This window comes from Paracidovorax avenae ATCC 19860 (assembly GCF_000176855.2).
Taxonomy (GTDB): domain Bacteria; phylum Pseudomonadota; class Gammaproteobacteria; order Burkholderiales; family Burkholderiaceae_C; genus Paracidovorax; species Paracidovorax avenae.
The window spans coordinates 3055869-3081792 of sequence record NC_015138.1 but is presented as its reverse complement, the minus strand read 5'-3'; the positions used below and the strand labels follow the sequence as shown (position 1 = coordinate 3081792).

Below are 25924 nucleotides of genomic sequence, written 5' to 3'. Positions count from 1 at the left end.
CGGCGCGCGCTCCGGCTGGTGCCCGGCGCGCGGTAGTCACTGCTGCCCGCCGCCCCGGCGCTCGCGGGCGCGTGCCATGGCCGCGGCGATGGCGGCGCGGCGGTCTTCGGCAGACGGCTGGGCGCTCGGGACCGGCGACGCAATGGGAGTGGCTTCCTGCACCGGCACATGGCCGGGCCGGAGCGCAGGCGCCGCGGCAGCAAGGGCCGGTTCCGGTGCGCAAGCCGCCGGGGACCGCTTTCCGTCCGATGCCTTGCGCAGGCGGTGTGCCTGGTAGCGCTGCCGGGCGTGGCCCGCCTGCGGGGCGGACCACGCGGCCCATCCCGTGGCATCGCCGGTGGCGTTCTCCATCGCGATGCAGTCCACCGGGCACACGGGGATGCAAAGCTCGCATCCGGTGCAATGCGCCTCGATCACGGTGTGCATGCGCTTGTGGGTGCCCAGGATCGCATCTGTCGGACAGGCCTTGATGCACAGGGTGCAGCCGATGCAGGCAAGTTCGTCGATCACGGCGAGGCCGCGGGGCCCTTCGGCGCCGCACTGCGGGTCAAGCGGTAGCGGATCGCGTCCGGTAAGGACTGCCAGGCGCGCGACGCCTTCGGCGCCGCCCGGCGGGCATCGGTTGATGTCCGCCGTTTCCCCGGCGATCGCATCTGCATAAGCGGCGCAATCGGGGTAGCCGCAGCGGGTGCACTGCGTCTGCGGCAGCGCCGCGTCGATCCGGGCCGCCAGGGCGCGCGTGGCGGCGGCTGCGGCAGGGGGCGCCGTCAAGCCTTCTTGGGCGCGCTGCGCCGGCTGCGCGCCTGCGGTGCTGCGGTGGCGGTCGGCAGTTCCTCGGACAACAGGTCCGCGGGCGCTGCGGCGGCTCCGGTGCGGCGGCGGGGCGCGTCTTCGCTGGGCACGGAGGCGCTGTCCACCGTGGTGGCGGGCTGCGGATCGTGGGCGAGGATGAAGTCGCGCACCTGCGGATAGACGATATCGCGCCACCGGCGGCCGCTGAAGATGCCATAGTGGCCCGCGCCCTTGACCTCGAAGTGGCGGCGGTCCTTCTCGGGGATGGCCGTGCACAGGCCGTGGGCGGCTTCCGTCTGGCCCGAGCCGGAGATGTCGTCCAGCTCGCCTTCGATGGTCAGCAGGGCGGTGCTGCGGATGTCCTGCGGGCGCACGCGCTCGGGCTGGCCCCCGGGCGAGCGCACGTCCCAGGTTCCGTTGACGAGGCTGTAGTCCTGGAAGACCGTCTTGATGGTCTCGAGGTAGTAGTCCGCGTCCATGTCGAGCACGGCGTTGTACTCGTCGTAGAACTTGCGGTGGGCCTCGGCGCTCGCATCGTCGCCCTTGACCAGGTCCTTGAAGTAGTCGTAGTGGCTCTTGGCGTGGCGGTCGGGGTTCATGGCCACGAAGCCCGTGTGCTGAAGGAAGCCCGGATACACGCGGCGCCCGGCACCAGGGAAACTGTCGGGCACGCGGTAGATGACGTTGTTCTCGAACCACTCGAAGCTGCGCTGGGTGGCGAGGTTGTTCACCGCCGTGGGGGATTTGCGCGCGTCGATCGGGCCGCCCATCATGGTCATGGACAGGGGCGTCTTCTCGCCGCGGCTGGCCATGAGGGAGACGGCCGCGAGCACCGGCACCGTGGGCTGGCACACGCTCATCACGTGGCAGTTGCCGTAGCGGGACTGCAGCAGGCGGATGAATTCCTGCACGTAGTTCACGTAGTCGTCGAGGTGGAACTCGCCTTCCGACAGGGGCACGAGGCGGGCATTCTTCCAGTCGGTGATGAAGACCTTGTGGCCCTGCAGCATGGTGCGCACGGTGTCGCGCAGCAGCGTGGCGTAGTGGCCGGACAGCGGGGCCACGATCAGCACCGCGGGCTGGCGCTTGATGGTCTCGAGCGTGCCGGGGTTGTCGCAGAAGCGCTTGAAGCGGCGCAGCTCGCAGAAGGGCTTGTCCAGCTCCACCCGTTCGTGGATGACCACCTCGTGGCCGTCCACCTGCACGGTGGAGATGCCGAACACCGGTTTCTCGTAGTCCTTGCCCAGCCGGTACAGCAGGTCGTAGCCGGCGGACATGCGCTGGGCATAGGTCGTGTGGCTGAACGGCGAGACCGGATTGCTGTAGATCTTGGAGACGGTCTGCGCGAGTTCCGCGAACGGCTCCATCAGGGAACGCTGCGTTTCGTAGAGGTTGTAGAGCATGGGGGCGGCTCGGCGAAAAAATGTTGCAGTGCAATATAGCAGCAGTTCGCGCCGGGCGTGTGGCGTGAAACTACGGATAAGGAGTCGCCAATGCGACAGTTGGATGTGCCCGCCCACCAACGGCTGCGCGCTATGGTTTCAATAGCTGTAAGCTGAAGTAACCACGCCGTGGGCGTGCCTTTTGGCCCTCCACGAGATCAGCCGTGGTCGCGCAGCCACGCTTCGAAGGCCTCGCGCGAGCTGTTGCGCAGCGCCCGCCGGAAGGTGGTGCGGTCGCCCAGATAGAGGCAGTGCCGTATCACCGTGTAGGCGTTGAAGCTGGTCTGCGGGTTGGCTTCCTCGAAATGCTGCTTGTAGCGCTTCACGGTGCCCAGCGTGGCCCGCAGCAGGGTGTTGAACCGCGCGCGGGTGATGCCGGGCGCCCAGCCCCGGATGTCCGCCACGAACAAGTCCACCTTGCGCGGATCGAAATCGCTGTCCTTGAAGAAATGGTTGGCGATCTTCAGGAAGGTGAAGGCGTTGAGTTCGCTGCCGGGGGAGGCCGGCCGCTCTTCCTGGGGCCCGGCCCCGGCGGCTTCCGGCCCCGTGGCATCCGGCGCCTCGGTCTCGTCCGGTGCGTGCCGCAGTCCGGCCTCGGTCTCGTCGCGGATCTGGCGGAACTCCCGGTCGGCGAGTTCGAACAGGGCCGAGAGCACGTTGATGCGGCGCTTGAGCTGGCCCGGAATGGCTTTCTTGTACTTGATCTTGTGGTCCAGCACGCTCCAGGAGTCCTGGATGATGGTGCGGACCTGCAGTTCGAAGGGCTGGGCGGCGTAGGCGGCATGTTCCGGCAGGCCGGCCTGGGCGGCGTTGAGGCGCAGGTCCAGGTGCAGCCCCTTGTAGCCGAAGGAGCCTTCGGTGCTTTCCATGGCCGATACCTTGTCGGTCACGTCGATCACGTCGAAGTGCGATCGCACGGCCTGGGCCACTTTTTCCAGCTCGTCCTCGTACAGGCAGACCACGCGCACCCCGATCAGGTCGGTGATGTAGTGCCGGATCTCATAGGGAGTGTTGCTTTCTTCCAGCGCCGCACGGTATTTGCGGGAGAACTTCGCGATACATTCCAGACGGTCCTTGACCCGGCCTTCCACTTTGGTGATGTCCAGGTGGGGCGTGCGCGAGAGGATGGACTGCAGCAGGGCGATATAGGAGGCGCAGGCATATTGCAGGGCGGGTAGCTCCTGCTCATAGAAGGCTTCGAAGCCTCTTTCTTCCCTGGAAAAATCGAGCGACGGCATGAAAAAGGCAAAAGTACCGGAACGAAGGCTCCAGGGCGAAGGATACCGCCTGCCGGAGGCAGGGCGCTGCAATCCATGCCGGGCACCCGCGCGTGCCGTTGCGCCGTTGCCCTGCGGGGGCTTGCCAGCGCAGGCCGGCCGTGCCACCCTGCGCTGCGCATGAGCCCCCTTCCATTCCTCCGCCGTCCGGGCCAGCCCTCCCCGAGCAGCCCGACGCGGTTCTGGCACGTGCGCCTGGCGTTCGCGCCGCTGCTGTCGGCGGCGCTGCTGGGAATCACCTACCTGTACTGGCACCACGCCGATCAGCTGCAGGAAACCCGGCGGCGCCAGAACTTCGACGCGGCGGCCGAGCGGGTGGTGTCGGCGCTGCGCGACCGCATGGGTGCCTACGAAATGGTGCTGCGCGGCCTCAAGGGCTACGTGGATGGCTCCACGGCCATCGAGCAGGGTGAATTCTCCGCCTACGTACATGCGCTGCAGATGGACCAGACACGGCCGGGGCTGCAGGCCCTGTGCCTGATCGAGCAGGTGCCGTACGACGGCCTGCGGACGCATGTGCAGACGATGCGGGCGCAAGGGCTGGACCGCTACGAGGTGCGTTCGCGCGGAGACCGCGGCTCCTATGCCGTCATCACCCGGGTGGAGCCGCGCACCCGGGGCAACCTGACCGCGCTGGGCTTCGACGTCGCCAGCCTGCCCGCCGCCCGCGAGGCCCTGGACCGCGCGCGCGATTCGGGTGCCCTGGCGCTGTCGGGCCTCTGGAGCGTGGCGGGCGAAGACGATCCTGGCCTCATGATGTTCCTGCCCGTCTATGCCGGCGGGGGAACGCCGGCCACGCAGGAAGCGCGGCGCGCGGCCATCCGTGGCTGGGTGGCCGCGCCGTTCCGCGTGGCGGCTGTGGCCGGTGCCCTGCTGGGCGAACTGGACCCGGGCGTGTCGCTGCGCATCCAGGATGGCCTGGCCGGCGGCGGTGCCGATGCGGACGCGGGGGAGCTCTACAACTCCCGCGACGCGGCAGAGCCGGCCCCGCATCTGTCCGGCGAGCGATTGCGGGCGGCGCGCGTGCTGATCGTGGGTGGCCGGCCCTGGACGCTCACCATGGAGCCCCTGCCGGCATTCGACCACCGCCTGGGCCGCGACAACTACGCGCTCATCGCCTGGCTGGGGGCCTTGTTCAGCGTGCTGGCGGGCTGGTTCATCGCCATGCAGGCCACCGGCCACCAGCGCGCGCTGGCCCTGGCCCAGTCGATGACGAGCGAACTGCGTACCGCGCGCGACAACCTGGAAGGCATCCTGCAGGCCGTTCCGGACCTGCTGTTCGAGCTGGATGCCGGTGGGCGCATCCATTACCACCGCTCGGCACGGTCCGACCTGTCTGCAGAATCCAGCCAGGCATTCGAAGGCCGGATGCTGGACGAGGTCCTGCCGCCGGGCGTGGCCTCGGAGTTCATGCAGGCACTGCACGAGGCCGAATCGCAGGGGGTGTCGCTGGGCCGGCAATACCACCAGGAAACGCCCATGGGACAGTTCTGGTTCGAACTGTCGGTGGCGCGCCGGCGCGGCGTGGGTGCTGACGCAGGGGAGGGCGGTGCGGCCTCCCGCTACGTGGCACTGGCGCGGGACATCACGGCCCGGCGCGATGCCGAGGCGGCCATGCACCGCATGGCCTACTATGACGCACTGACGGGCCTGCCCAACCGGCGCCTGCTTTTCGAGCAGTTGCAGGCCGCGCTGGACCAGGCCCGCAGCGGCGGGCGCATCGGCGCCCTGTTCTTCATCGACCTGGACAATTTCAAGCAGCTCAACGATGCCCGCGGGCATGCGGCGGGCGACCGCCTGCTGGTGCAGGTGGCGCGGCGGCTGGAGCGCCTGCTGCAGGGCTTCGGCAGCGTGGTGCGCATCGGGGGCGACGAGTTCGTGGTGCTCATCCCCCGCATCGCCAACGGCATGCAGGCCGGCGTGGATGCTGCAGGCGCCATGGCAGCGCGGCTGCGCGAGGGAATGGAGGCGCCGTACGACCTGGGCAGCACCTACTATTCGGTCACCGCCAGCACGGGGGTGACGCTGTTTCCCAAGGCAGGCGAAACCGTGGAGGATCTGCTGCGCGAGGCCGATACCGCGATGTACCGCGCGAAGTCCTCCGGCGCGCACCGCGTGCGCTTCTTCGAGGCCGACATGCAGGCCGCCGCGCAGGAGCGCCTGTCGCTGGAGCAGGACCTGGCGCAGGCGATCGCCGACGATGCGCTCGAGATCCACATCCATCCGCAGGTGGACCGGGACGGGGCCGTGTGCGGGGGCGAGCTCCTGCTGCGCTGGAGGCATCCGGCCCACGGCAACGTGTCGCCGGCCCGCTTCGTCGCCATCGCCGAGGAGTCCGGGTTGATCCTGCGCCTGGGCGCGCGCGTGATCCGCCGTGCCTGCGATGCCCTGGCACAGCTGCATGCCGCGGGGCTGGACATGACAATTTCCGTCAACGTGAGCGCCCGCCAGTTCCGCCAGGACGATTTCGTCGCCTACGTGCGCGATGCGCTGGCCTACAGTGGTGCGCCGGCGTCCCGGCTGATCCTGGAAGTCACCGAGACCCTGCTGGTGGAGAACTGGCAGGACACCGCGCAGCGCATGGCGGAACTGGTGCGCTTCGGGGTGCGCTTTTCCATCGATGATTTCGGCACGGGCTATTCGAGCCTGGCCTACCTGAAGCGGCTGCCGCTCTATGAGCTAAAGATCGACCGGAGCTTCGTGCAGGATGCGCCGGTGAACCCCAACGATGCGGCCATCGTGCGGGCCATCCTGTCCATGGCGCAGCACCTGCGCCTGCGCGTGGTGGCCGAAGGGGTGGAAACCGCGACCCAGGCGGAATTCCTGGCCCGGCACGGCTGTGACGCGATGCAGGGCTACCTGTATGCCCACCCCCTGCCGCTCAAGGAGTGGATTGATACGCAGGTGGGCGCCGCGGCGGTCTGATTCGCGGACCGCGGTGTTCAGCCGGCCAGCGCGTCCGCCGCCACCCGGGGCGGCGTGCGTGCGATGGCCATCACCTCGTGCGCAGGCAGGTGCTTGAGGCGGTGGTCGCTCCAGACCTGCCGCCACCGCCGTGCGCCGGGCAACCCGTTGCGCAAGCCCAGCATGTGGCGCGCGACGGAGTACCAGGAGGTGCCGTGCTGCGCCGCCTCGCGCGCCATGTAGTCCACCATGGCCTCTTCGGCGGCCTCCCGGGTGAGCCCGGAGGCGGCATCGCCGAAGTACAGCGCATCCCAGCGGGCAAGCCACCAGGGGTTGTGGTAGGCCTCGCGGCCGATCATCGCGCCGTCGAGTCCGCCGCCCAGCGCTTCCTGCACCGCGTCATCGGTCGCCAGGCCGCCGTTGATCGCGATCACGAGATCCGGGAACTCGGCCTTGAGCCGGTGCACCACGTCGTAGCGCAGCGGGGGGATTTCACGGTTCTCCTTGGGCGACAGTCCTTCGAGCCAGGCATTGCGCGCATGCACGATGAACACGCGGCAGCCGGCCTCGGCGACCGTACCCACGAAATCCCGCACGAAGGCGTACTCCTCGCTGCGGCCGATGCCGATACGGTGCTTGACGGTGACGGGAACGCTCACGGCATCCACCATCGCTTTCACGCAGTCGGCCACCAGCCGCGGCTCGTTCATGAGGCAGGCGCCGAAGGCCCCGCGCTGCACGCGCTCGCTGGGGCATCCGCAGTTGAGGTTGATTTCGCCGTAGCCCCAGCGTTCGCCGAGCCGCGCCGAATGCGCGAGGTCGGCAGGCTCGCTGCCGCCCAGCTGCAGCGCGACCGGGTGCTCCTCGGCATTGAAGCGCAGGTGCCGCTCCACGTTGCCATGCACCAGGGCGCCGGTCGTCACCATCTCGGTGTAGAGCAGGGCATGGCGGCTCAGCAGCCGGTGGAAGTAACGGCAGTGGCGGTCGGTCCAGTCCATCATGGGGGCGACGGACAGGCGCCAGGGACTGAACTCCGGCGGCTTTCCTTGTGAATGTACGGCTTGAGCCGGTTGCTGCAACATCTTGACCTGTTCTGTTTACCAAGGTTTCGCCATGGGCCGCCCCGTGCCGGATCACCGCCTGGCTTTCAAACAGGGACGGTCTCGAAGGAGAAGAGGGCAGTGGAGCCTTCGTGTGCGCACTGGTCCGTCCGGGAATGGCAACCGGTTCGCGCATACCGCAGGGGCCAGAGGCTCGTTCCTTCACCCAGCGTTGGTATCTACGCTGGCGGAAAAGCAGTGCGTGGCACGTGGCGCGCCCGCGGCTACCGGCCGAAGGACGGAAGGAAGAGCCGCGCCTGGGCGTTGGTGGCAGATTATGTCAGGCGGCGTGCCCGGATGCTGGCGGCTTCTGCGGAGCTTGCCGGGGCGGGGCCTGTTGCGGACCACAGGCGGGCATGGCGATTTCAGTCTGACGAGCCATCGTCTTGTCACGGAATGGTTACGTACTCTTTTCGAGAGAGTTGCACTGCAGGGTTTAATAACCTCGTTGCCTGATCAGATAACCTTTGACGTCTTGAGCAGAAGAGGTGCAATGTAGAAACCCTGTTGGGAGCGCGTGTTGCAGTCGAGTCGATTTTAAATTGAAAAATGCGCTTCCTTGGCAGGATGAATAATTAAATTCTCCATGGGAGGTCTGTCATGTTTCTGTCAAATTGGCCCCTGGCTCGCCGGCTTTCTCTGGCATTTGCTGGCGTGATCGGGATTTTTCTCACCGTCATCGGCGTGGCGATCAAGAGCCAGAACGAACTCAAGAAGGCTGACGAGATGAACCAGCACACCTATGTAGTGCTGGGCGTCGGGCAGGAGATGCTGCAGAGCATGGTGAACATGGAAACGGGCGCGCGAGGTTTCCTGCTGGCCGGGGAGGATCGATTTCTCGAGCCGTGGACCACCGGTATCAAGAGCTTCGATGCCGCCTGGAGCAAGGCAAAATCCCTCACTTCCGATAATCCGGCGCAGCAAAAGCGGCTGGAGGACATGCGGGCCCGGAAGGAAGAGTTCGTTTCCATTGTCGAGAAAATGCAAGGGCTGCGCAAGGAGGTCAATAGCGGCGCAGTTTCCTGGGATGATTTTCTGGCCGAGTTCAGGAAAGGTCTTGATAAAGCTGCCATGGATGGATTCCGTGCGCTCGAAGCGGATTTCAGCAAAATGGAGAGAGACCTGCTCGCGGTTCGCTCCGCCGCGTTGGACGGTGCCCGGCGCACGACGCTGATGCTCGAATTCGGAGGGTCGGCTCTGGCAGTGGCCATGGCTACTCTCCTGGGAATGTGGGTCATCCGGTCGATCACCAGGCCGGTTTCCCAGGCCCTCGGCGTCGCGCAGGCGGTGGCGGACGGCGACCTGACCACGCACATCGATGTCGCCGCCCGCGACGAGGTCGGCACCCTGCTGCTGAGTCTCAAATCCATGAACGAATCGCTGGCCCATGTCGTCACGCGGGTACGGGAGGGCAGCGAATCGGTGGCTGCCGCCAGCACCCAGATCGCCCAGGGAAATTCCGACCTTTCGGCCAGGACGGAACGGCAGGCGAGCGCCCTGCAGCAAACCGCCGCATCGATGGAGGAACTGGGCTCGACAGTCAAGCAGAATGCCGACCATGCCCGCCAGGCCAACCAGTTCGCCCAGGAAGCCAGCGTGGTGGCGACCCGTGGGGGCGAGGTCGTGTCGCAGGTGGTGCAGACGATGAAGGGCATCAGCGAGAGCTCGCGCAAGATCGCCGACATCATCAACGTCATCGATGGCATTGCATTCCAGACCAACATCCTCGCGCTGAATGCAGCGGTGGAGGCAGCCCGCGCGGGTGAGCAGGGCCGTGGTTTCGCGGTAGTGGCTGGAGAGGTGCGCAGCCTGGCCGTGCGAAGCGCCGAGGCGGCCAAGGAAATCAAGAATCTCATCGACACCAGCGTCGCGCGTGTCGAAATGGGCGAACAACTTGCGGACCGGGCTGGAACCACCATGGGGGAAGTGGCCGGCAGCATTCGCCGGGTGACCGATATCATGGGCGAAATCAGTGCCGCCAGCGGGGAGCAGAGCGCTGGCGTCAACCAGGTCGGCGAAGCCGTCATACAGATGGACCAGGTCACCCAGCAGAATGCCGCGCTGGTCGAAGAAATCGCGGCTGCAGCCGCCAGTCTCAAGGCTCAGGCGCAAGACCTGGTACACGCCGTTGGCATTTTCAAGCTGGACCACGCGGGCGTGGGCCAGCCCGTCTTTTCGAGCACTGAACGTGCGCTGGCGCCCTGGAGCAGCTGACACGACCCTTCTGGCCTCGTCGCCGGCTCCCGCCGCACCCTTGGGTTATTGCCTGCGATGCGACTCTCCGCCAGGGCCACGAACGCGCTCCGGCCGGTCCGCTCGTCCATATCCCACGGGGCGGTGATTCGCGAGTCACCTGTGTTGCATCCGCGGCGCCGGAAGGGGTTTGTCATCGGGAATCCAGTCGCGGGCGGTTACGCTCAGCCCGACTGTCGCATTGCATGTTGTCGATTCGGCTGCACTGGCGAATCGTCTTCATGTTCCTGTCTGCTTTTTCGCGCCTCCATCCGGCCTGCTATGCGCTGGTCGTCGATGACCATCCCATCGTCGCACAGGGCATGGCCGATTTTCTCGGCCTGCACGCTGCCATCGCCGAGACCCGCCATGCCTTGGATGCCACCAACGCGCTGCGCATCGTCGCCGCGCATGGCCCGCCCATGCTGGCGCTCGTGGATTTCTGGCTCGCCGAAGGTGCCTCGACATCGTTCGTCGCCAGCCTCCTGGCGATGTCTCCGGGAACCCGGGTGCTGGTGACGAGCGCGGACCCGCACCCGGCGATTGCCTTGAAAGCCCGTGCCAGCGGCGCCCATGGTTTCGTGCACAAGCGCGAATCGCCCGACACCTACCATGCTGCCGTGACATCGGTGCTCAGCGGCCAGGCCTGGTTCGATGCGGATGCGACAGCATTGCCTTCACGGCCTGCGGCCGGATCCATGGCACCTCGCGAGATACGCCTGGCGCCTGCCGACATCGGCCTGACGCCACGGCAGGGTGAAATCCTCGCGCTCGTCCTGGACGGCATGCCCAACAAGCCGATTGCTTCCGCGCTTCACCTCTCCGAGCACACCGTGAAGGAACACCTCACGGCGATCCTGCAGAAGCTCGAGGCCCGCAACCGTGTGGAACTCATCGCCAAGCTGCGCGGTGTCCGCGTCGATGGCACCTGAGCTGCCGGCGCGGCGTCAGGTGCGCGGCGGGCTAATATTTTACGAAGTAGGGTTCGGTGCATTCTGCGAACACGACGGCGCAGTTCGCTCTACCGCTGGCCTGGCAGTCCTTGAGGGCCCGGGAGCCGGCGACCTCCTTGTTCTTTCCCGTGTTCGTGAAAACGCCACGCTGGGCCGTAGAGCCCGAGACGGCAATGCACTGGTTGAAGAACGTCGCGTCCACCTTGCAGTCGGAGGCGCCCTGGGCCTGGCACCTTTTCAGGGCATCCTGGCGCGCGTCTTCTTCCGAGTCCCTGCCTTTGGAGGACCAGGCGCCGCCCGCCTGGTTGGAACTCACGAGGGCTCCCCAGGTTTTCACCCAGTGGCCAGTCGGCCGCGGAGGCGCGCTGTCTCCGCTGTCGCCGCTCGGACCGCAACGCGCGCTGCCCGCGGCCACGCCCGAGGGGCATGCGGTCTGGGCGTGCAGGTTCGAGGCCAGGAGGGCTGCGGCGAGAAGCAGCGGGCAGGTCGCCTGGAATTTCATGGACGGATTCTCCACTTCAGTCCTGCTTGGCTGTACCGGGTGCGGGAAGCTGGCACTGGGGGCTGCCTGCCTGCACGTGGCTGGCTTTCGCCTGGACCTGCACTTCCTTGAAACCCTCGCTGTAGAGGGCATCGAAGGTCGCCTGGGAGACGCCGTCCGCAAGGTAGAGCCGGCGTGCCTTTTCCTTGTGCGCATCGATCTGGGCCTGGTTGAGCTTGCCGCACACGAACGCCATCGCGGCGGCTTCGCCGGTGGACTTGATCGCCTCCTTGTTGAATTCGCTGGCGCCCTGTGCTTGCGCCAGTGGCACACAGGCGATCGTGAACAAGGCCATCAGGATGGGGCAGAGGTGGGACATCTGTAATTCCTCGGTGAACAGGTTGCGGTAGGGCTGTACAAGCCAGGCCCGGGGCCAGCGCTGCGCGGCATGTGCCGGTCGAAGGTGGGCATTAGAACCCGGGCGCTGGATGTGGATGCAACCAGATACAACAGAGATCCACCGCGTGCCCAGGCAGCCTGGGCGGTCTGTCGCTACCCCGGGCACGGGCAGCCCGGTCTTATCATGGCCCGAGACCATGACTACCATGCCACCCCATCGCTTTCCCTGGCCGACGGTATCGCGGATGTTTGCGCCGGTCGCCGTGGTGTTTGCCATGTCCTGGTCGGCCTGTGCGGGTGGTGCCACTGCGCAGCCTTCGGGCAGCCCGCAACCCCCGGAGCGCCCGTCGCCATCCGGAAGCGGTGGGTTGCAGCCGGGCGAGTACATGACGGAGTGGGGCTGGGGACGTCTTTTGATCCAGAGCGAGAAAGGCAAGGTGACTTTTTCGCTGGAAAGCACGACGGGGGACAGCCTGTGCACGCTCGATGGAAGCATCGACGGCGACCAGGGCATTGCCAGGCAGGACGGCGGGCGCTCTTCCTGCGTGGTGGGCTTTGGGCACAGCGCGCAGGGGATCGATGTCAAGGCGGCCACCCTCGCCGAGTGCAGGGATTTTTGCGGCTTTAACGGGAGTTTCGCAGGGCGTTATGTGCGGGTGAAGGAGGGTTGCGGCAGGGACGAAGTCGATCGCACGCGTGCCACCTTCCAGCGTCTTTATGACCGCAGGAATTTCAAGGCGGCCCTCGCCATCCTGTCTCCCGTGCTGGAGAACTGTTCGGTGACGCTGGACTGGGAAGACGAGGGAGCCATCCGCAACGACCTGGCCATCACGCAGTACCGCAACGGACTTCATGCGCAATGCCTGGCGACGCTCGCCAGATATGCAGGGGATGCCGCAAAGGACGATGATGCCGCGGTGGATGGCTGGGCGCCTGCCCTGGCGGAGCGCTATCTGGACATAGTGCGCGCAGCCCGGACGAACATCGGCCTGTGCCGCAAGGGGGCACAAAAGAGGGTGCCGTGATCGGCCTAGTACTTTCCGAAATAAGGATCGGTGCAGTCGGTACTGGCCCTGCCGTTCTGCCTGGCTTCCTGGCGGGGCCTGCCGGCGCGATGCGTCCTGGACCCGCCGAAACACTCTAGAATCCGCTCGCGAAAATCGCCTGCCCAGGAGCGCTGCCACGCGGCGCTCAGTGCAGTCCTGTGCAGCGTCCTGCCAAGGACTCTCGCCGCCAACGAAGCATTACCCCTCCTGACAATGGTTCGCCGGATCGTCATCGTCTTCATGCTGTTGCTGCTGCCGCTCCAATGGACGGCTGCGCAGTTCCATGAGTCGGCGTCGTCTGCCGGGTCCGTGGCGGCAGGGTACGCCTCGGCCCAGAAGAAAATCTCCGACGGGGCGAGCAGCCTTCATTTCTCCGAAGACCGCGGCGTTCCCTGCCCATTCCACAACGTCGCCCAACCTTCGTCGATCGGCGACCTGTGGAACCCGCGGTGCCCCGCGCAGCAGGCCTCGAATGCGTGGGTCGTTCCCAGGCATCTCCGGCACCAGGGCACCGGCGCCGCCAACGATATCGAGCGCCCCAAGTGGGCCTTCCACGCTCCATCGACGGTGGACGGCGGGGGAATGATCGCCTGATTGACTGCGCTCCTGTGGTCCACCGAAGTTTTCTTCACTTCGGAGACCCAGGTGTCCCATACCAGACCATTCATTGCAACGGCCTGCTCCGTCCTGCTGGCCGGCTTGCCCATCTTTCCTGCGCTCGCACATGCGCAGCCCCTGACCACCCCGCCCGGATCCACGTCCACTGAACCGGCGGCCCGTTCCCTGACGCTGGCGGAAGCCATTGCACTGGCGCTCGCAAGGAACACGGCCATCGCCGTGGCGCAGCGCGAGTTCGACGCGACGCGCGGCGCTGTCCTGCAGGCCGGTCTGCGCCCGAATCCCGAGCTGTCCGTCCAGCAGGAGGATTTCAAACATGGGCGGCGAACGTCCACCGTCCAGGTCACGCAATCGCTGGAGCTCGGCGGCAAGCGGACCCACCGAGCGGCCGTCGCCGAGCGGATCAGCGCGCAAGCTGCTGCCGACATCGAGCAGGCCCGCGCGGACGTGCGTTCCCAGGTCGTCGTCGCCTTTCATGAAGTGCTGGTCGGCCAGGAGCGATTGCGGCTGGCGCGGTCTTCGCTGCAGCTCGCCACCGGCGACGCGGAGATGGCCGGCAAGCGCGTGCAGGCGGGCAAGGTGGCCCCGCTGGAGGAAACGCGTGCGCAGGTCGCGCGCGCCGCGGCGGTGGCCGAGGTGGCCCAGGCGGAAGGGGCGCTGCGTGCCGGCCGCCAGAAGCTGTTCGCCCTCTGGGGCGATACGGGCCACCGCGAAACCACGCTGATCGGCCCTCTGGACCTGCCCGCAGAAGGCTTGGCCGACGAGGCCGTGTTCGCTCGGATGGCCACATCGCCGGTACTCCAGCGTGCGCGGCTGGAGCGGGAACGGGCCGAGGCTGCCGTGGCACTCGAGCGTTCGCGCCAGGTCGTGGATGTCGCGGTGTCCGTCGGTGTCAAGCGCAGCCAGGAGAACGGGGTGACGGCCGCCGTCGTGGGCCTGACCGTGCCTCTGCCGCTGTTCGACCGGAACCAGGGCAACCTCGCCGAAGCCCTGGCGCGGGAGGAGAAGGCCCGGGAGGAACTGAACGCGGCCGAGCTGCGGCTGGCGTCGGAGATCGCCCAGGTCCGCGAGCAGCTGCGGTCGGCCCGGGCCGAAGCGCAGACCCTGCAGCAGGACGCGATTCCCGGCGCGCGCGAGGCCTACCGCGTTGCATCGCAGGGCTTCCAGCTGGGCAAGTTCAGCTACCTGGAAACGCTGGATGCCCAGCGCACCCTGGTCGGCACGCAGGCCCAGTTCCTCCGTGCCTTGCTCGATACCTACCGCGCCGCAGCCGAACTGGAGCGCCTGCTCCACGTCACGGATGCGTCGTCCGGCCTCCTGAACCCCTCCAAGCCCTGAACGCCATGCAATCCCGTGTTGAAACTTCCGCCGGCAAGACCCAGAGCCGGCACGTCATCCTGGCCGTCGCGATCGTTGTTCTGGCGGCCATTGCCGGAGTTTTCATCCTCCGGCCCGCGAAACAACCCGGTGGCGCCGGCGGGCATGCGGCTGTCGCGCGGCCCGCCGACGAGCATGGCGAGGGCCATGCCGGGGAACCCGAGCAACACGGCCACGAGGATGGCCGTGAAGAGGGCCATGAAGAGAGCCATGAAAAAGGCCTCATCGCCTTCTCGGACGAACAGTTCGCGTCCTCCGGCGTGGTGGTCGAGACGAGCGCGCCGGGCGACATCGAAACCCGCACCCGGCTGCCCGGCGAAATCCGGTTCAACGAGGATCGCACGGCACACGTCGTTCCCCGCGTCGCTGGCGTCGTCGAGAGCGTCAATGCCGATCTCGGGCAGCGCGTACGCAAAGGTCAAGTACTGGCCGTCATCTCCAGCGTGGCGCTGTCCGAGCAGCGCAGCGAACTGCTGGCCGCACAGAAGCGCCTCGTGCTGGCGCGCACCACGGCGGACCGTGAGCGCAGGCTCTTTCAGGACAGGATCTCGGCCCAGCAGGACGTACTGCAGGCGGAGCAGGTCCTGCACGAAGCGGAGATCTCCGTCGCCAACGCCGGCCAGAAGCTGCGGGCCCTGGGCGCAACAGCCGTCTCTGGCGACCTGGCGCGCTTTGAACTGCGGGCTCCGTTCGACGGCATGGTGGTCGAGAAGCACATCGCGCTGGGCGAGTCGGTGAAGGAAGACGCGAATGTGTTCACCGTGTCGGACCTCTCCACGGTGTGGGCCCAGATCAGCGTGACGGCGGCCAACCTTCCGCTGGTGAAGGTCGGGGAGCCCGTGGCCATCCAGGCGACGGGCTTCCAGCATGAGGCGACGGGGAAGGTGTCGTATGTCGGCGCGCTCATCGGCGAGCAGACGCGCGCCGCCACGGCGCGCGTGACGCTGCCGAATCCCGAGATGGCGTGGCGTCCCGGGTTGTTCGTCACGGTGGAACTGGTCACCGGGAAGACGGCGGCCCCCGTCACCGTCGCGGCGGACGCGATCCAGATGGTGGAGAACCGCCCGACCGTGTATGCGAGGGTGGACGGCGGGTTCGAGGCGAGGCCCGTGAAGACGGGGCGTTCGGATGGCCAGCGCGTCGAAATCCTCGACGGCCTGGCCGACGGCACCGCATACGCCGGCAAGGGCAGCTTCGTCGTCAAGGCGCAGCAGGGCAAGGGCTCCTCGGGCCATGAACACTGAGATCCATCATGTTCGAGCGAATCATCCATTTCTCCATCGCCCATCGCTGGCTCGTGATGCTCGCCGTCGCGGGCATGGCGGCCCTGGGCATCTACAACTACCAGCGCCTGCCCATCGATGCGGTGCCGGACATCACCAATGTCCAGGTGCAGATCAACTCGGCGGCACCCGGCTATTCCCCGCTGGAGACGGAGCAGCGGGTCACCTATCCGATCGAAACGGTGATGGCGGGGCTGCCGGGACTGAAGCAGACCCGGTCCCTGTCGCGCTACGGGCTGTCGCAGGTCACGGTGATCTTCGAGGACGGCACGGACATCTATTTCGCCCGCCAACTGGTCAACGAGCGCATCCAGGCGGCGCGCGAGCAGTTGCCTGAAGGCGTGAGCCCCGTGATCGGACCGATTTCGACGGGCCTGGGCGAGATCTACCTGTGGACCGTGGAGGCCGAGGAGGACGCGCGGCGCCCGGACGGCAAGGAATACACGCCCACCGATCTGCGCGAGGTCCAGGACTGGATCATCAAGCCGCAGCTGCGCAATGTGAAGGGAGTGACCGAGATCAACAGCATCGGTGGATTCGCGAAGGAGTACCAGGTCGCGCCGAGTCCTGAAAAGCTCCATGCCCATGGCCTGACGCTCGCCGATGTCGTCACGGCCCTGGAGCGCAACAACGAGAACGTGGGGGCCGGCTACATCGAGCGCCGCGGCGAGCAGTACCTGATCCGGGCGCCCGGCCAGGTGCGGACCATCGAGGATGTGGGGAACATCGTCGTCAGCAACGTGGCGGGCGTTCCCATCCGCATCGGCGACGTGGGCGAGGTGATCGTCGGCAGGGAACTGCGCACCGGAGCCGCCACGGACAATGGCAAGGAAGTGGTGCTCGGCACGGTGTTCATGCTCATCGGAGAGAACAGCCGCACGGTGTCGCAGGCCGTGGACCGGAAGATGGAGGAAATCAACCGGACCCTGCCCGCGGGCGTGAAGGCCGTGACGGTCTATGACCGCACGGTGCTCGTGGACAAGGCGATCGCCACGGTGAAGAAAAACCTGCTCGAGGGGGCGTTCCTGGTGATCGCCGTGCTCTTCGCATTCCTCGGGAACATCCGCGCGGCGCTGATCACCGCCATGGTCATTCCGCTGGCGATGCTCTTCACGTTCACGGGAATGGTCTCGCAGAAAGTCAGCGCCAACCTCATGAGCCTCGGGGCCCTGGACTTCGGGATCATCGTGGACGGCGCAGTGGTGATCGTCGAGAACTGCATCCGGCGACTGGCCCATGCGCAGCACGCCGCGGGGCGCGCGCTCACCTTGAAGGAGCGGTTCTCCGAAGTGTTCGAGGCGGCCCGCGAAGCCCGGCGCCCGCTGGTCTTCGGCCAGCTCATCATCATGGTGGTCTATCTGCCGATCTTCGCCCTGGCGGGAGTGGAGGGCAAGATGTTCCACCCCATGGCCTTCACCGTCGTGATCGCGCTGCTCGGCGCCATGATCCTGTCGGTGACCTTCGTGCCGGTCGCGGTCGCGCTCTTCATCGGCAGGCATGTCGCGGAAAAGGAAAACCGGATGATGGCCTGGCTGCGCGCGCGCTATGAACCGCTGCTGGAGTGGGCGCTCGGCGCAAAGCTGGTGGTGCTCGCGGCGGCCATGGCGGCCATCGTGCTGTGCGGGCTCATGGCGACCCGCCTGGGCACCGAGTTCGCGCCGAACCTCAGCGAAGGAGACCTCGCGATCCAGGCCATCCGCATTCCGGGCACCAGCCTCAGCGAATCGGTCGCGATGCAGCAGAAGATCGAGATCGCCGTGAAGGCGAAATTCCCCGAGGTCCGGCGTGTCTTCGCGCGGACGGGAACCGCGGAGATCGCCTCCGATCCGATGCCGCCGAACATTTCCGACGGCTACATCATGCTGAACCCGGTGAGCGAGTGGCCCGAGCCGCGCAGGACCCCGGCGGAGCTGCGGGATGCCATCCAGGAGGAGGTCGAGAAGATCGCCGGCAACAGCTACGAGTTCTCACAGCCCATCCAGCTGCGGTTCAACGAGCTCATCTCCGGAATCCGCAGCGACGTCGCGGTCAAGATCTTCGGCGACGACATGGACGTGCTGAACAGGACGGCGGCCGAAGCGGCAGCGGTGCTCGCGCGGCTGGACGGCGCTTCGGAGGTGAAGGTCGAGCAGACCACGGGCCTTCCCGTCCTGACCGTGGGCATCGACCGCGCCAGGGCCGCGCGCTATGGCCTGAACATCGCGGATGTGCAGGCCACCCTGGCGACGGCCGTGGGCGGCCGGCGCGCGGGCACGATGTTCGAAGGCGACCGCCGCTTCGACATCCTGGTCCGCCTGCCGGAGAACGTCCGGACCGACCTGGAGGCGATCCGCCGGCTGCCCGTCGCCCTGCCGAGGAACGGCACTGCCGCGGCATCGTTCATCCCGCTGGGCGAGGTCGCTTCCCTGGACATCGCGCCGGGCCCCAACCAGGTGAGCCGAGAAAACGGCAAGCGCCGGATCGTCGTCAGCGCCAACGTGCGTTCGCGGGACCTCGGCTCCTTCGTGGCGGAGGCGCAGGCGGCGATCCGGCAGGTCGCGCTCCCCTCGGGCTACTGGGTGGAATGGGGCGGCCAGTTCGAGAACCTGCAGTCCGCGGCGAACCGCCTGAAGATCGTGGTGCCGGTATCGCTCGGCCTGGTGTTCGTGCTGCTGTTCGCCATGTTCGGCAACGCGCGGGACGGCCTGCTGGTGTTCACGGGGATACCGTTCGCACTGACGGGTGGTGTCCTGGCACTCTGGCTGCGCGACATCCCGCTGTCCATCTCCGCGGGCATCGGGTTCATCGCGCTTTCCGGGGTGGCGGTGCTCAACGGCCTGGTGATGCTGTCGTTCATCCGGCAATTGCGCGACGAGGGCATGCCGCTGCCCGAAGCCGTGCGGACCGGCGCGGTGCAACGCCTGCGGCCGGTGCTCATGACCGCCATGGTGGCATCTCTCGGCTTCATTCCCATGGCCCTGGCCACCGGGACGGGATCGGAGGTGCAGCGTCCGCTGGCGACGGTCGTGATCGGCGGCATCCTGTCTTCCACCGTCCTGACGCTGCTGGTGCTCCCGCTGATCTACAGCATGGCGCACCGCCGTGGCGGCATGGCCGGCAACGGCGGCCGGGAATTCGCGAACTGAAGGCGGGGCGCAACCTCGCTTGCGTCAATCGGCCCTGGAGGCGCCCCCGCCCGGCGCATCGGCAGTGTCGCTCCCGAAGCGCCGGCAGTGGTTCTTGCCATCCTGCTTGGCCTCGTACATCGCATGGTCGGCCTGCCGCAGCAGCAGGTCGGGCGTGTCGCCGTCGAGGGGGTAGAAGCTCAGGCCCATGCTGGCCGAGACGAAGCCCTGGCCCTTGGGCAGCGGCACGGGCTGGCGCACGGCGTGCAGGATGCGGTCGATGAGGGGCCTGCAGTCCCCGGGGGTCTGCAGGCCGTTGATGAGCACCACCATCTCGTCGCCGCCCAGGCGGGCGAGGGTGTCTTCCGCGCGCAGCTGGGACTGGATGCGCCGGCCCACCTCGATGAGGAGCTGGTCGCCGGCGGCATGGCCGTGCTGGTCGTTGACGCGCTTGAACCCATCCAGATCGAGATAGCACACGGCCAGGAGCTGGCGCCTGCGCTGCGCCTGCGCGATGCCCTGCACGAGGCGGTCCGCGAGCAGGCGGCGGTTGGGCAGGCCGGTGAGGCTGTCGTAGAGCGCGATGTGCTGCAGCTCCTGTTCGTGCGCCTTGATCTGGCTGATGTCGCTGATGACCACGATGTAGTGGTGCGGATGGCCTTCCTTGCCCAGCACGCTGGCGATGGAGATGCGCTGCGGCATGGCGATGCCCAGGCCGCGGCCCAGGATCTCGCCCTGCCAGTACCCTTGCGACTGGATGTTCCGCCAGATGGCCGCGAAACGGGGGCGTTCCGGCGTGCGGTCTTCCGCGGAGCCGTCCTCCGGGGCGTCTTCCGAGCCGGGATAGAGCTGTTCCACCGGCGTGCCGAGCAGGTCCTGCCGGCAGATGCCGGTCATGCGCTCGAACGCGGGGTTGGCATCCACGATGTGGTGGTCCGAGTCGAGGATCAGCACGGCCTCGTAGCTGTGCTCGAACACGCTGGCGGCGATGCCCAGGCGCATTTCGGCCTCCTTCACGCCGCGCAGGTCGATCAGGAAGCCGACGAACAGCGGGCCGTCGGGCGCATTGGCGCGTCCGATGGACAGGCGCAGCGGCAGGGCGCTGCCGTCGCGGTGCAGGCCCACCACCTCCCGGCCCGTGCCGATGATGCGGGCCTCGCCGGTGGCCAGGTAGCGCTGGAGGTAGCCGTCGTGGGCTTCGCTGTCGGGGGAGGGCATCAGCATGCGGATGTTGCGGCCCAGCACGTCGCCGGCGGTCCAGCCGAAGATGCGCTCGGCCGACTGGTTGAAGCTCTGGACGATGCCGCGCCCGTCGATGGTGATGATGCCGTCCACGGCCGTGTCCACCAGCGCGCGCAGGCGCGACTCGCTGCGGCGCACCTTGCGGTAGAGGTCGCGGTAGAGGACGAATCCGTTCACCGCGCCGGCGAACAGGCCCACGCAGGCGGTCACCAGGGTCACGGTGAGCGCGAGCATCTGCACCCATTCGCGGCCTTCGCCGCCGCCCGGCTCGGCCGTGCCGACGAAGCGGGCCGCGGCCATGGCGGTGTAGTGCATGCCCGAGATCGCGCAGCCCATGATGGCACCGCCGAGCAGGTTGGCCTTCCACGGCGCCATGCCGATGCGCCGCATGAGCATGAAGCGCACCCACAGCGCCGCATTGGCCAGCGCCACCGCGACCACCAGCGAGGCGGTGAACCACAGCGGGTCATAGCGTAGCAGCGGGGCCATGCGCATGGCCGCCATGCCCATGTAGTGCATGGTGCCGATGCCCGCGCCCACGAGCATGCCGCCGAGCACCAGCTGGCGCGGCCGCACGTCGGGGCGCGCCAGCAGCGACAGCGCCAGCCACGAAGCGCACATCGCGGGAAACATCGACAGCATCGTGAGCGCCACGTCGTAATGCACCGCGGCGCATAGCGTGAACGAGAGCATCCCGATGAAATGCATGGCCCAGATGCCTGCGCCGAGCGCCACGCCGGCGCTGGCCAGCGCGAGCACGCGCGACGAGGTGAACTGGGCGCCGCGGGCCTGGCCGGAGAGGTAGAGCGCGAGGGTGGAGGACAGCACCGCGACGGCCACCGAGAGGGCGACGAGCGCGGGATCGTGGCTGCCGGCGAGCAAGGCCCCCGCGGGCAGGCCGTCTGCCCCGTCCAGAAGAAAGAAACGCTCCAGTTCCAGCATGCGCAAGGCTCCTCCCAGGTGTCTGCGATGGCGGCAGGCCTCCTCGGGCGTGCCGCCGGCGGTGCCCCGTCCGCATCGCAGGCGGCGTTGCTTTTTCGCTCTCTGTCCCCAATGATGCGGGGAGCGCCGCCTCGCGACAAGTCATCGCCGCAATATCCCGTGCCGCGGCTTGCATGCACGCGACGCGGCAAGGTCCGCGTCAGCCACCGGGCCTAGGGAGATGGGGCGATCAGGCCGCGGCCTGCAGTCCCTGGCTGAAATGGTCCAGCATCGCGGCCGCGGCGCGGTCCCCGTCCCGGGCCTGCAGTGCGCCCAGGATGCCTGCGTGCTCGCGCAGCGACTCCGCAATGCGGCCCTGGCGCAGCAGGGAGTTGTGGCGGTTGAGCTTCATGACCTTGCGCAGGTCGGCGACCATCTGGTTGCGCCAGCGGTTGTCCGCCAGTTCGAGCAGGCGCATGTGGAACCGCTCGTTCACGCCGAAGAAGCGGTCCCGGTCGTCCACGCTCGCGGCCAGCTCGGCGTGCAGCGCCTCCAGTTCGCGCAGTTGCGCATCGGTGGCGCTTTCAGCAACCACGCGGGCGGCATCGCTCTCCAGCAGCGCCAGCAGGTGATAGACGTCGCGCAGGTCCTTGTCGGACACTTCGGTGACGTAGGCGCCGCGGCGCACCTTCATCGTCACGAGACCTTCGGCTGCGAGCACCTTGAGGGCTTCGCGCAGCGGCGTGCGGCTGATGCCGAATTCCTCCGCGATCTTCAGCTCGTCGATCCAGCTGCCGGGCTCCAGTTCGCGCCGGAAGATGCGCTGTCGCAATTGCTCCGCCACCTCCTCGTAGAGCGGGCGCGGCGTGAGCGGGGCAATGGACATGGCGCGGAATGGTACGACATAAAAATGATGAATTAATAATTACGGAATCGGCTAGACTAGTCTTTGCTTCCCGCGCTGCCCGGAGACAAGGCGGTGCGGAACCTCCGATCGACAAGCAAATCCCCGACGCGAGCCATCCATGAGCAGCAGCCAGACGCCCCCGCCCGAATTCCAGCCCGCCGATCTCGCCGCCTGGGCGAAGGCGGCGGCCAAGTCCGCACCGGGCGGCGATGTCTCCGCGCTGAACTGGGTCACGCCGGACGGGATCACCGTCAAGCCGCTCTATACGGCGGAGGACGTGGCGGGCCTGCCCCATGCCAACACCCTGCCGGGCTTCGAGCCCTACCTGCGCGGCCCGCAGGCCACCATGTATGCCGTGCGGCCCTGGACGATCCGGCAATACGCGGGCTTCTCCACCGCGGAAGAATCGAACGCCTTCTACCGCAAGGCGTTGGCCGCGGGCGGGCAGGGTGTCTCGGTGGCGTTCGACCTCGCCACCCACCGCGGCTATGACAGCGACCATCCGCGCGTGACCGGCGACGTGGGCAAGGCCGGGGTGGCCATCGACAGCGTGGAGGACATGAAGATCCTCTTCGACGGCATCCCGCTCGACAAGGTGAGCGTTTCCATGACGATGAACGGTGCCGTGCTGCCCGTGCTGGCCGGCTACGTGGTCGCGGCCGAAGAGCAGGGCGTGCGGCAGGACCAGCTTTCCGGGACCATCCAGAACGACATCCTCAAGGAGTTCATGGTCCGCAACACGTACATCTACCCGCCCAAGCCCTCGATGCGCATCATCGGCGACATCATCGGCTACACGGCGCGGAACATGCCGAAGTTCAATTCCATCTCCATCAGCGGCTACCACATGCAGGAGGCGGGAGCCAACCAGGCGCTGGAACTGGCCTTCACGCTGGCCGACGGCAAGGAGTACGTGAAGACGGCCATCGACTCGGGCCTGGATGTGGACGAGTTCGCCGGGCGGCTCTCGTTCTTCTGGGCGATCGGCATGAACTTCTACCTCGAAGTGGCCAAGATGCGCGCGGCGCGGTTGCTGTGGTGCCGCATCATGAAAGGCACGGGCGCGAAGAACCCCAAGAGTCTGATGCTGCGCACGCACTGCCAGACCTCGGGCTGGTCGCTCACCGAGCAGGATCCGTACAACAACGTGGTGCGCACCACCATCGAGGCGATGGCGGCCGTGTTCGGCGGCACGCAGAGCCTGCACACCAACAGCTTCGACGAGGCCATCGCGCTGCCCACCGAGTTCTCGGCCCGCATCGCACGCAACACGCAGCTGATCATCCAGGAAGAGACGCACATCACCAACGTGATCGACCCCTGGGCCGGCAGCTACATGATGGAGAAGCTCACCCAGGACATGGCCGATGCCGCCTGGAAGATCATCGAGGAGGTCGAGGCCATGGGTGGCATGACCGCCGCGGTGGACTCCGGCTGGGCCAAGCTCAAGATCGAGGCGGCTGCCGCGGAGAAGCAGGCGCGCATCGATTCCGGCAAGGACGTGATCGTGGGCGTGAACAAGTACCGCCTGGCCAAGGAAGACCCGGTGGACATCCTGCAGATCGACAACATGAAGGTGCGCGACGGACAGATCGCGCGGCTCGAACGCATCCGTGCCACGCGCGATGGCGCGGCAGTGCAGCAGGCGCTGGATGCCCTGACCGCGGCCGCGGAATCCGGCACCGGCAATCTGCTGGAGCTGTCCATCCAGGCGATCCGCCTGCGCGCCACGGTGGGCGAGGTGAGCGACGCGCTGGAGAAGGTATTCGGACGCCACCGTGCCGATACGCAGAAGGTGACCGGCGTCTATGCCGCCGCCTACGACTCGGCCGAGGGCTGGGAAAAGCTCAAGGGCGAGATCCACGCCTTCGCGGAAAGCGAGGGCCGCCGCCCGCGCGTGATGATCGCCAAGCTGGGCCAGGACGGCCACGACCGTGGCGCCAAGGTGGTGGCCACGGCCTTTGCCGACCTGGGGTTCGACGTGGACATGGGGCCGCTCTTCCAGACGCCCGAGGAATGCGCGCGCCAGGCGATCGAGAACGACGTGCACGCCGTGGGCGTCTCCACGCTCGCGGCGGGCCACAAGACGCTGGTGCCGGCCATCATCCAGGCGCTGAAGGAACAGGGCGCCGACGACATCATCGTGTTCGTGGGCGGCGTGATCCCGCAGCAGGACTACGACTTCCTTTATGAATCGGGCGTGAAGGGCATCTACGGCCCGGGCACGCCGATCCCGGCGAGTGCGAAGGATGTGCTGGAGCAGATCCGCAAGGCCGTGGCCGCCTGAGGATGCGTGCGCCCGCGATGCCTGTCGCCTCGTCGTCTTCACCACCGCCCGGACCCTCCGGGCTGGGCTGGGAGGCCGTCTCCGAAGGAGACTTTGCCGCCATGGCCGAGCTGCGGGCCGAGGCCCTGCGCGAGAGCCTGGAGCGGCTGGGCCGCTTCGATCCGGTGCGCGTGCGGGAGCGGCTGCGCGATGCCTTCGTGCCCGGAGGCATGCGCCACATCGTGCGGCACGGCGAGCGCATCGGCTACCTCACGCTGCTGCCGCGCGCGGCCGACGGCACGCTGCGGCTGCACCACCTCTACCTGCGGCCGGGCGCGCAGAACGCAGGCGCCGGCAGCTGGGCCATGGCCTGGGTCAAGGCGCAGGCCCTTGAGCGCAGCTGTGATGTGACGCTGTGCGCGCTCAAGGGCAGCGACGCCAACCGCTTCTACCTGCGCCACGGCTTCCGGCTGGTGGCCGAGGAGCCTTTCGACCTGGAGTACCGCTGGAGCCCGTCGTGGGACGGCCCTGCCCGGGGAGCGCGGCCATGAATGCCCCCCCGCATCCGCTCCTGGCCGGCATCACGGGCGAGCCCGGCCCCGTGCAGCGCCGCGCCATCGCCAAGGCCATCACGCTGCTCGAATCCACGCGCGCCGACCACCGCGCGCAGGGCGACGCATTGCTCACCGCGCTGCTGCCGCACACCGGCAAGGCCTTCCGCCTGGGCCTGAGCGGCGTGCCCGGCGTGGGCAAGTCCACTTTCATCGAGGCGCTGGGCCTGTACCTGATCGCGCAGGGCCATCGCGTGGCGGTGCTGACCATCGATCCGTCCTCCAGCGTGTCGGGCGGCTCCATCCTCGGCGACAAGACGCGCATGGAGCGCCTGTCGGTGCACGAGCAGGCCTACATCCGCCCGAGCCCTTCCAGCGGCACGCTGGGCGGCGTGGCGGAGAAGACACGCGAGGCCATGCTGGTCTGCGAGGCGGCCGGATACGACATCGTGATCGTGGAGACGGTGGGCGTGGGCCAGGGCGAGACCGCCGTGGCGGGCATGACGGACATGTTCGTGCTGATGCAACTGCCCAATGCCGGCGACGACCTGCAGGCCATCAAGAAGGGCGTGATGGAGATTGCGGACCTGGTGGCCATCAACAAGGCCGACATCGACGCCCATGCCGCCACGCGCGCCGAGGCGCAGATCACCTCCAGCCTGCGGCTGTTCAGCCAGCACGGCCACCCCGGGCATGCGCGGCACGACACGGCGCTGTGGCACCCGCGCGTGCTGCAGATCAGCGCGCTGCAGGGCCGCGGCGTGGACGCCTTCTGGGCAGCGGTGGACGACTACCGGCGCGTGCAGGCGGCCAACGGGCATCTCGCGGCGCGGCGCCGGCAGCAGGCGCAGTCCTGGATGTGGGAGCGCATCGACGCAGGCCTCAAGCAGGCGTTCCGCGCGCAGCCGCAGGTACAGGCGATGCTGCCGGGCCTGCGCGAGGACGTGCTCGCCGGGCGCGTCGCAGCATCGACGGCGGCCCGCAGCCTGCTGCAGGCGGGTGGGTTCGCACCCCCCTGACCAACCCCGC

At 67.6% G+C, this 25924-nt stretch carries 19 protein-coding genes; 11 read left to right on the top strand and 8 right to left on the bottom strand.

Annotated elements, in window-relative coordinates; translation table 11 throughout:
* Positions 1 to 36: 36 nt before the first annotated feature.
* The 3 genes from ACAV_RS13495 to ACAV_RS13485 all read right to left on the bottom strand — a co-directional run bounded on the left by ACAV_RS13495 (position 37) and on the right by ACAV_RS13485 (position 3472).
* Positions 37 to 771 carry an RnfABCDGE type electron transport complex subunit B gene (locus tag ACAV_RS13495; protein WP_013595131.1) on the bottom strand — a complete coding sequence of 245 codons (735 nt, stop codon included), beginning with the start codon at positions 769 to 771 and terminating at the stop codon, positions 37 to 39.
* Complete coding sequence (locus tag ACAV_RS13490; RefSeq protein WP_013595130.1) at positions 768 to 2195, bottom strand: polyhydroxyalkanoate depolymerase; 1428 nt, start codon at positions 2193 to 2195, stop codon at positions 768 to 770. Before ACAV_RS13490 ends, ACAV_RS13495 begins: the two co-directional genes overlap by 4 nt.
* A 197-nt stretch (positions 2196 to 2392) precedes the next feature.
* Complete coding sequence (locus tag ACAV_RS13485; protein ID WP_013595129.1) at positions 2393 to 3472, bottom strand: GTP pyrophosphokinase; 1080 nt, start codon at positions 3470 to 3472, stop codon at positions 2393 to 2395.
* Between the two features lie 159 nt (positions 3473 to 3631).
* Here ACAV_RS13485 and ACAV_RS13480 point away from each other — a divergent pair, with 159 nt between their 5' ends.
* Positions 3632 to 6436: a bifunctional diguanylate cyclase/phosphodiesterase gene (locus ACAV_RS13480; RefSeq protein WP_013595128.1), complete on the top strand. Its 2805-nt coding sequence runs from the start codon at positions 3632 to 3634 to the stop codon at positions 6434 to 6436.
* A gap of 17 nt (positions 6437 to 6453) precedes the next feature.
* Here ACAV_RS13480 and dusA read toward each other — a convergent pair whose 3' ends face one another.
* The gene (dusA, locus tag ACAV_RS13475; RefSeq protein ID WP_081463129.1) at positions 6454 to 7497 is read right to left on the bottom strand and encodes a tRNA dihydrouridine(20/20a) synthase DusA; all 1044 of its coding nucleotides are present in this window, start codon (positions 7495 to 7497) and stop codon (positions 6454 to 6456) included.
* A 618-nt stretch (positions 7498 to 8115) separates the two neighbouring features.
* On the opposite strand from dusA, the gene ACAV_RS13470 reads away from it, so the two are divergent.
* Both ACAV_RS13470 and ACAV_RS13465 read left to right on the top strand, forming a co-directional pair.
* Positions 8116 to 9729, top strand: coding sequence for a methyl-accepting chemotaxis protein (locus ACAV_RS13470; protein ID WP_013595126.1), 1614 nt, complete (start codon positions 8116 to 8118; stop codon positions 9727 to 9729).
* 260 nt (positions 9730 to 9989) lie between these two features.
* Positions 9990 to 10679, top strand: a complete 690-nt coding sequence (locus ACAV_RS13465) for a response regulator transcription factor (protein WP_013595125.1) — start codon at positions 9990 to 9992, stop codon at positions 10677 to 10679.
* Between the two features lie 31 nt (positions 10680 to 10710).
* On the opposite strand, the gene ACAV_RS13460 is transcribed toward ACAV_RS13465, so the two are convergent.
* Together ACAV_RS13460 and ACAV_RS13455 are read right to left on the bottom strand one after the other, a co-directional pair.
* Positions 10711 to 11202, bottom strand: coding sequence for a DUF4189 domain-containing protein (locus ACAV_RS13460; RefSeq protein ID WP_013595124.1), 492 nt, complete (start codon positions 11200 to 11202; stop codon positions 10711 to 10713).
* 16 nt (positions 11203 to 11218) lie between these two features.
* A complete protein-coding gene (locus tag ACAV_RS13455; RefSeq protein ID WP_013595123.1) occupies positions 11219 to 11560 on the bottom strand; it encodes a hypothetical protein in 342 nt (113 codons plus the stop codon).
* 226 nt (positions 11561 to 11786) lie between these two features.
* On the opposite strand from ACAV_RS13455, the gene ACAV_RS25105 reads away from it, so the two are divergent.
* The 5 genes from ACAV_RS25105 (at position 11787) to ACAV_RS13430 (ending at position 19029) form a co-directional block, all read left to right on the top strand.
* Positions 11787 to 12605 (top strand): hypothetical protein, encoded by an 819-nt coding sequence (locus ACAV_RS25105; protein WP_244875467.1) that lies wholly within the window; start codon positions 11787 to 11789, stop codon positions 12603 to 12605.
* A gap of 234 nt (positions 12606 to 12839) precedes the next feature.
* Positions 12840 to 13220, top strand: coding sequence for a hypothetical protein (locus ACAV_RS13445; RefSeq protein ID WP_013595121.1), 381 nt, complete (start codon positions 12840 to 12842; stop codon positions 13218 to 13220).
* A gap of 51 nt (positions 13221 to 13271) precedes the next feature.
* Positions 13272 to 14582 carry a TolC family protein gene (locus ACAV_RS13440; RefSeq protein WP_013595120.1) on the top strand — a complete coding sequence of 437 codons (1311 nt, stop codon included), beginning with the start codon at positions 13272 to 13274 and terminating at the stop codon, positions 14580 to 14582.
* A gap of 5 nt (positions 14583 to 14587) precedes the next feature.
* Positions 14588 to 15865 (top strand): efflux RND transporter periplasmic adaptor subunit, encoded by a 1278-nt coding sequence (locus ACAV_RS13435; protein WP_013595119.1) that lies wholly within the window; start codon positions 14588 to 14590, stop codon positions 15863 to 15865.
* An 8-nt stretch (positions 15866 to 15873) separates the two neighbouring features.
* Positions 15874 to 19029: a CusA/CzcA family heavy metal efflux RND transporter gene (locus tag ACAV_RS13430; RefSeq protein WP_013595118.1), complete on the top strand. Its 3156-nt coding sequence runs from the start codon at positions 15874 to 15876 to the stop codon at positions 19027 to 19029.
* Positions 19030 to 19053: 24 nt separating this feature from the next.
* Here ACAV_RS13430 and ACAV_RS13425 read toward each other — a convergent pair whose 3' ends face one another.
* Together ACAV_RS13425 and ACAV_RS13420 are read right to left on the bottom strand one after the other, a co-directional pair.
* The gene (locus ACAV_RS13425) at positions 19054 to 21192 is read right to left on the bottom strand and encodes a sensor domain-containing diguanylate cyclase (RefSeq protein ID WP_013595117.1); all 2139 of its coding nucleotides are present in this window, start codon (positions 21190 to 21192) and stop codon (positions 19054 to 19056) included.
* 229 nt (positions 21193 to 21421) lie between these two features.
* Entirely contained in the window at positions 21422 to 22057 is a 636-nt protein-coding gene (locus tag ACAV_RS13420) for a GntR family transcriptional regulator (protein WP_013595116.1), read from the bottom strand.
* Positions 22058 to 22196: 139 nt separating this feature from the next.
* Here ACAV_RS13420 and scpA point away from each other — a divergent pair, with 139 nt between their 5' ends.
* The 3 genes from scpA (at position 22197) to meaB (ending at position 25914) form a co-directional block, all read left to right on the top strand.
* Positions 22197 to 24365, top strand: a complete 2169-nt coding sequence (gene scpA, locus ACAV_RS13415; RefSeq protein ID WP_013595115.1) for a methylmalonyl-CoA mutase — start codon at positions 22197 to 22199, stop codon at positions 24363 to 24365.
* 101 nt (positions 24366 to 24466) lie between these two features.
* Positions 24467 to 24895 (top strand): GNAT family N-acetyltransferase, encoded by a 429-nt coding sequence (locus tag ACAV_RS13410; protein WP_013595114.1) that lies wholly within the window; start codon positions 24467 to 24469, stop codon positions 24893 to 24895.
* Positions 24892 to 25914 carry a methylmalonyl Co-A mutase-associated GTPase MeaB gene (gene meaB / locus ACAV_RS13405; RefSeq protein WP_013595113.1) on the top strand — a complete coding sequence of 341 codons (1023 nt, stop codon included), beginning with the start codon at positions 24892 to 24894 and terminating at the stop codon, positions 25912 to 25914. The genes ACAV_RS13410 and meaB overlap by 4 nt, the downstream gene beginning before the upstream one ends.
* Positions 25915 to 25924: the final 10 nt, after the last annotated feature.

Bases quoted from the DNA above. Each gene is read 5' to 3' on its own strand.
- ACAV_RS13490 (WP_013595130.1), bottom strand. From the start codon at position 2,195: ATGCTCTACAACCTCTACGAAACGCAGCGTTCCCTGATGGAGCCGTTC.
- ACAV_RS13485 (WP_013595129.1), bottom strand. From the start codon at position 3,472: ATGCCGTCGCTCGATTTTTCCAGGGAAGAAAGAGGCTTCGAAGCCTTC.
- ACAV_RS13480 (WP_013595128.1), top strand. From the start codon at position 3,632: ATGAGCCCCCTTCCATTCCTCCGCCGTCCGGGCCAGCCCTCCCCGAGC.
- dusA (WP_081463129.1), bottom strand. From the start codon at position 7,497: ATGTTGCAGCAACCGGCTCAAGCCGTACATTCACAAGGAAAGCCGCCG.
- ACAV_RS13470 (WP_013595126.1), top strand. From the start codon at position 8,116: ATGTTTCTGTCAAATTGGCCCCTGGCTCGCCGGCTTTCTCTGGCATTT.
- ACAV_RS13465 (WP_013595125.1), top strand. From the start codon at position 9,990: ATGTTCCTGTCTGCTTTTTCGCGCCTCCATCCGGCCTGCTATGCGCTG.
- ACAV_RS13460 (WP_013595124.1), bottom strand. From the start codon at position 11,202: ATGAAATTCCAGGCGACCTGCCCGCTGCTTCTCGCCGCAGCCCTCCTG.
- ACAV_RS13455 (WP_013595123.1), bottom strand. From the start codon at position 11,560: ATGTCCCACCTCTGCCCCATCCTGATGGCCTTGTTCACGATCGCCTGT.
- ACAV_RS25105 (WP_244875467.1), top strand. From the start codon at position 11,787: ATGCCACCCCATCGCTTTCCCTGGCCGACGGTATCGCGGATGTTTGCG.
- ACAV_RS13445 (WP_013595121.1), top strand. From the start codon at position 12,840: ATGGTTCGCCGGATCGTCATCGTCTTCATGCTGTTGCTGCTGCCGCTC.
- ACAV_RS13435 (WP_013595119.1), top strand. From the start codon at position 14,588: ATGCAATCCCGTGTTGAAACTTCCGCCGGCAAGACCCAGAGCCGGCAC.
- ACAV_RS13430 (WP_013595118.1), top strand. From the start codon at position 15,874: ATGTTCGAGCGAATCATCCATTTCTCCATCGCCCATCGCTGGCTCGTG.
- ACAV_RS13425 (WP_013595117.1), bottom strand. From the start codon at position 21,192: ATGCTGGAACTGGAGCGTTTCTTTCTTCTGGACGGGGCAGACGGCCTG.
- ACAV_RS13420 (WP_013595116.1), bottom strand. From the start codon at position 22,057: ATGTCCATTGCCCCGCTCACGCCGCGCCCGCTCTACGAGGAGGTGGCG.
- scpA (WP_013595115.1), top strand. From the start codon at position 22,197: ATGAGCAGCAGCCAGACGCCCCCGCCCGAATTCCAGCCCGCCGATCTC.
- ACAV_RS13410 (WP_013595114.1), top strand. From the start codon at position 24,467: ATGGCCGAGCTGCGGGCCGAGGCCCTGCGCGAGAGCCTGGAGCGGCTG.
- meaB (WP_013595113.1), top strand. From the start codon at position 24,892: ATGAATGCCCCCCCGCATCCGCTCCTGGCCGGCATCACGGGCGAGCCC.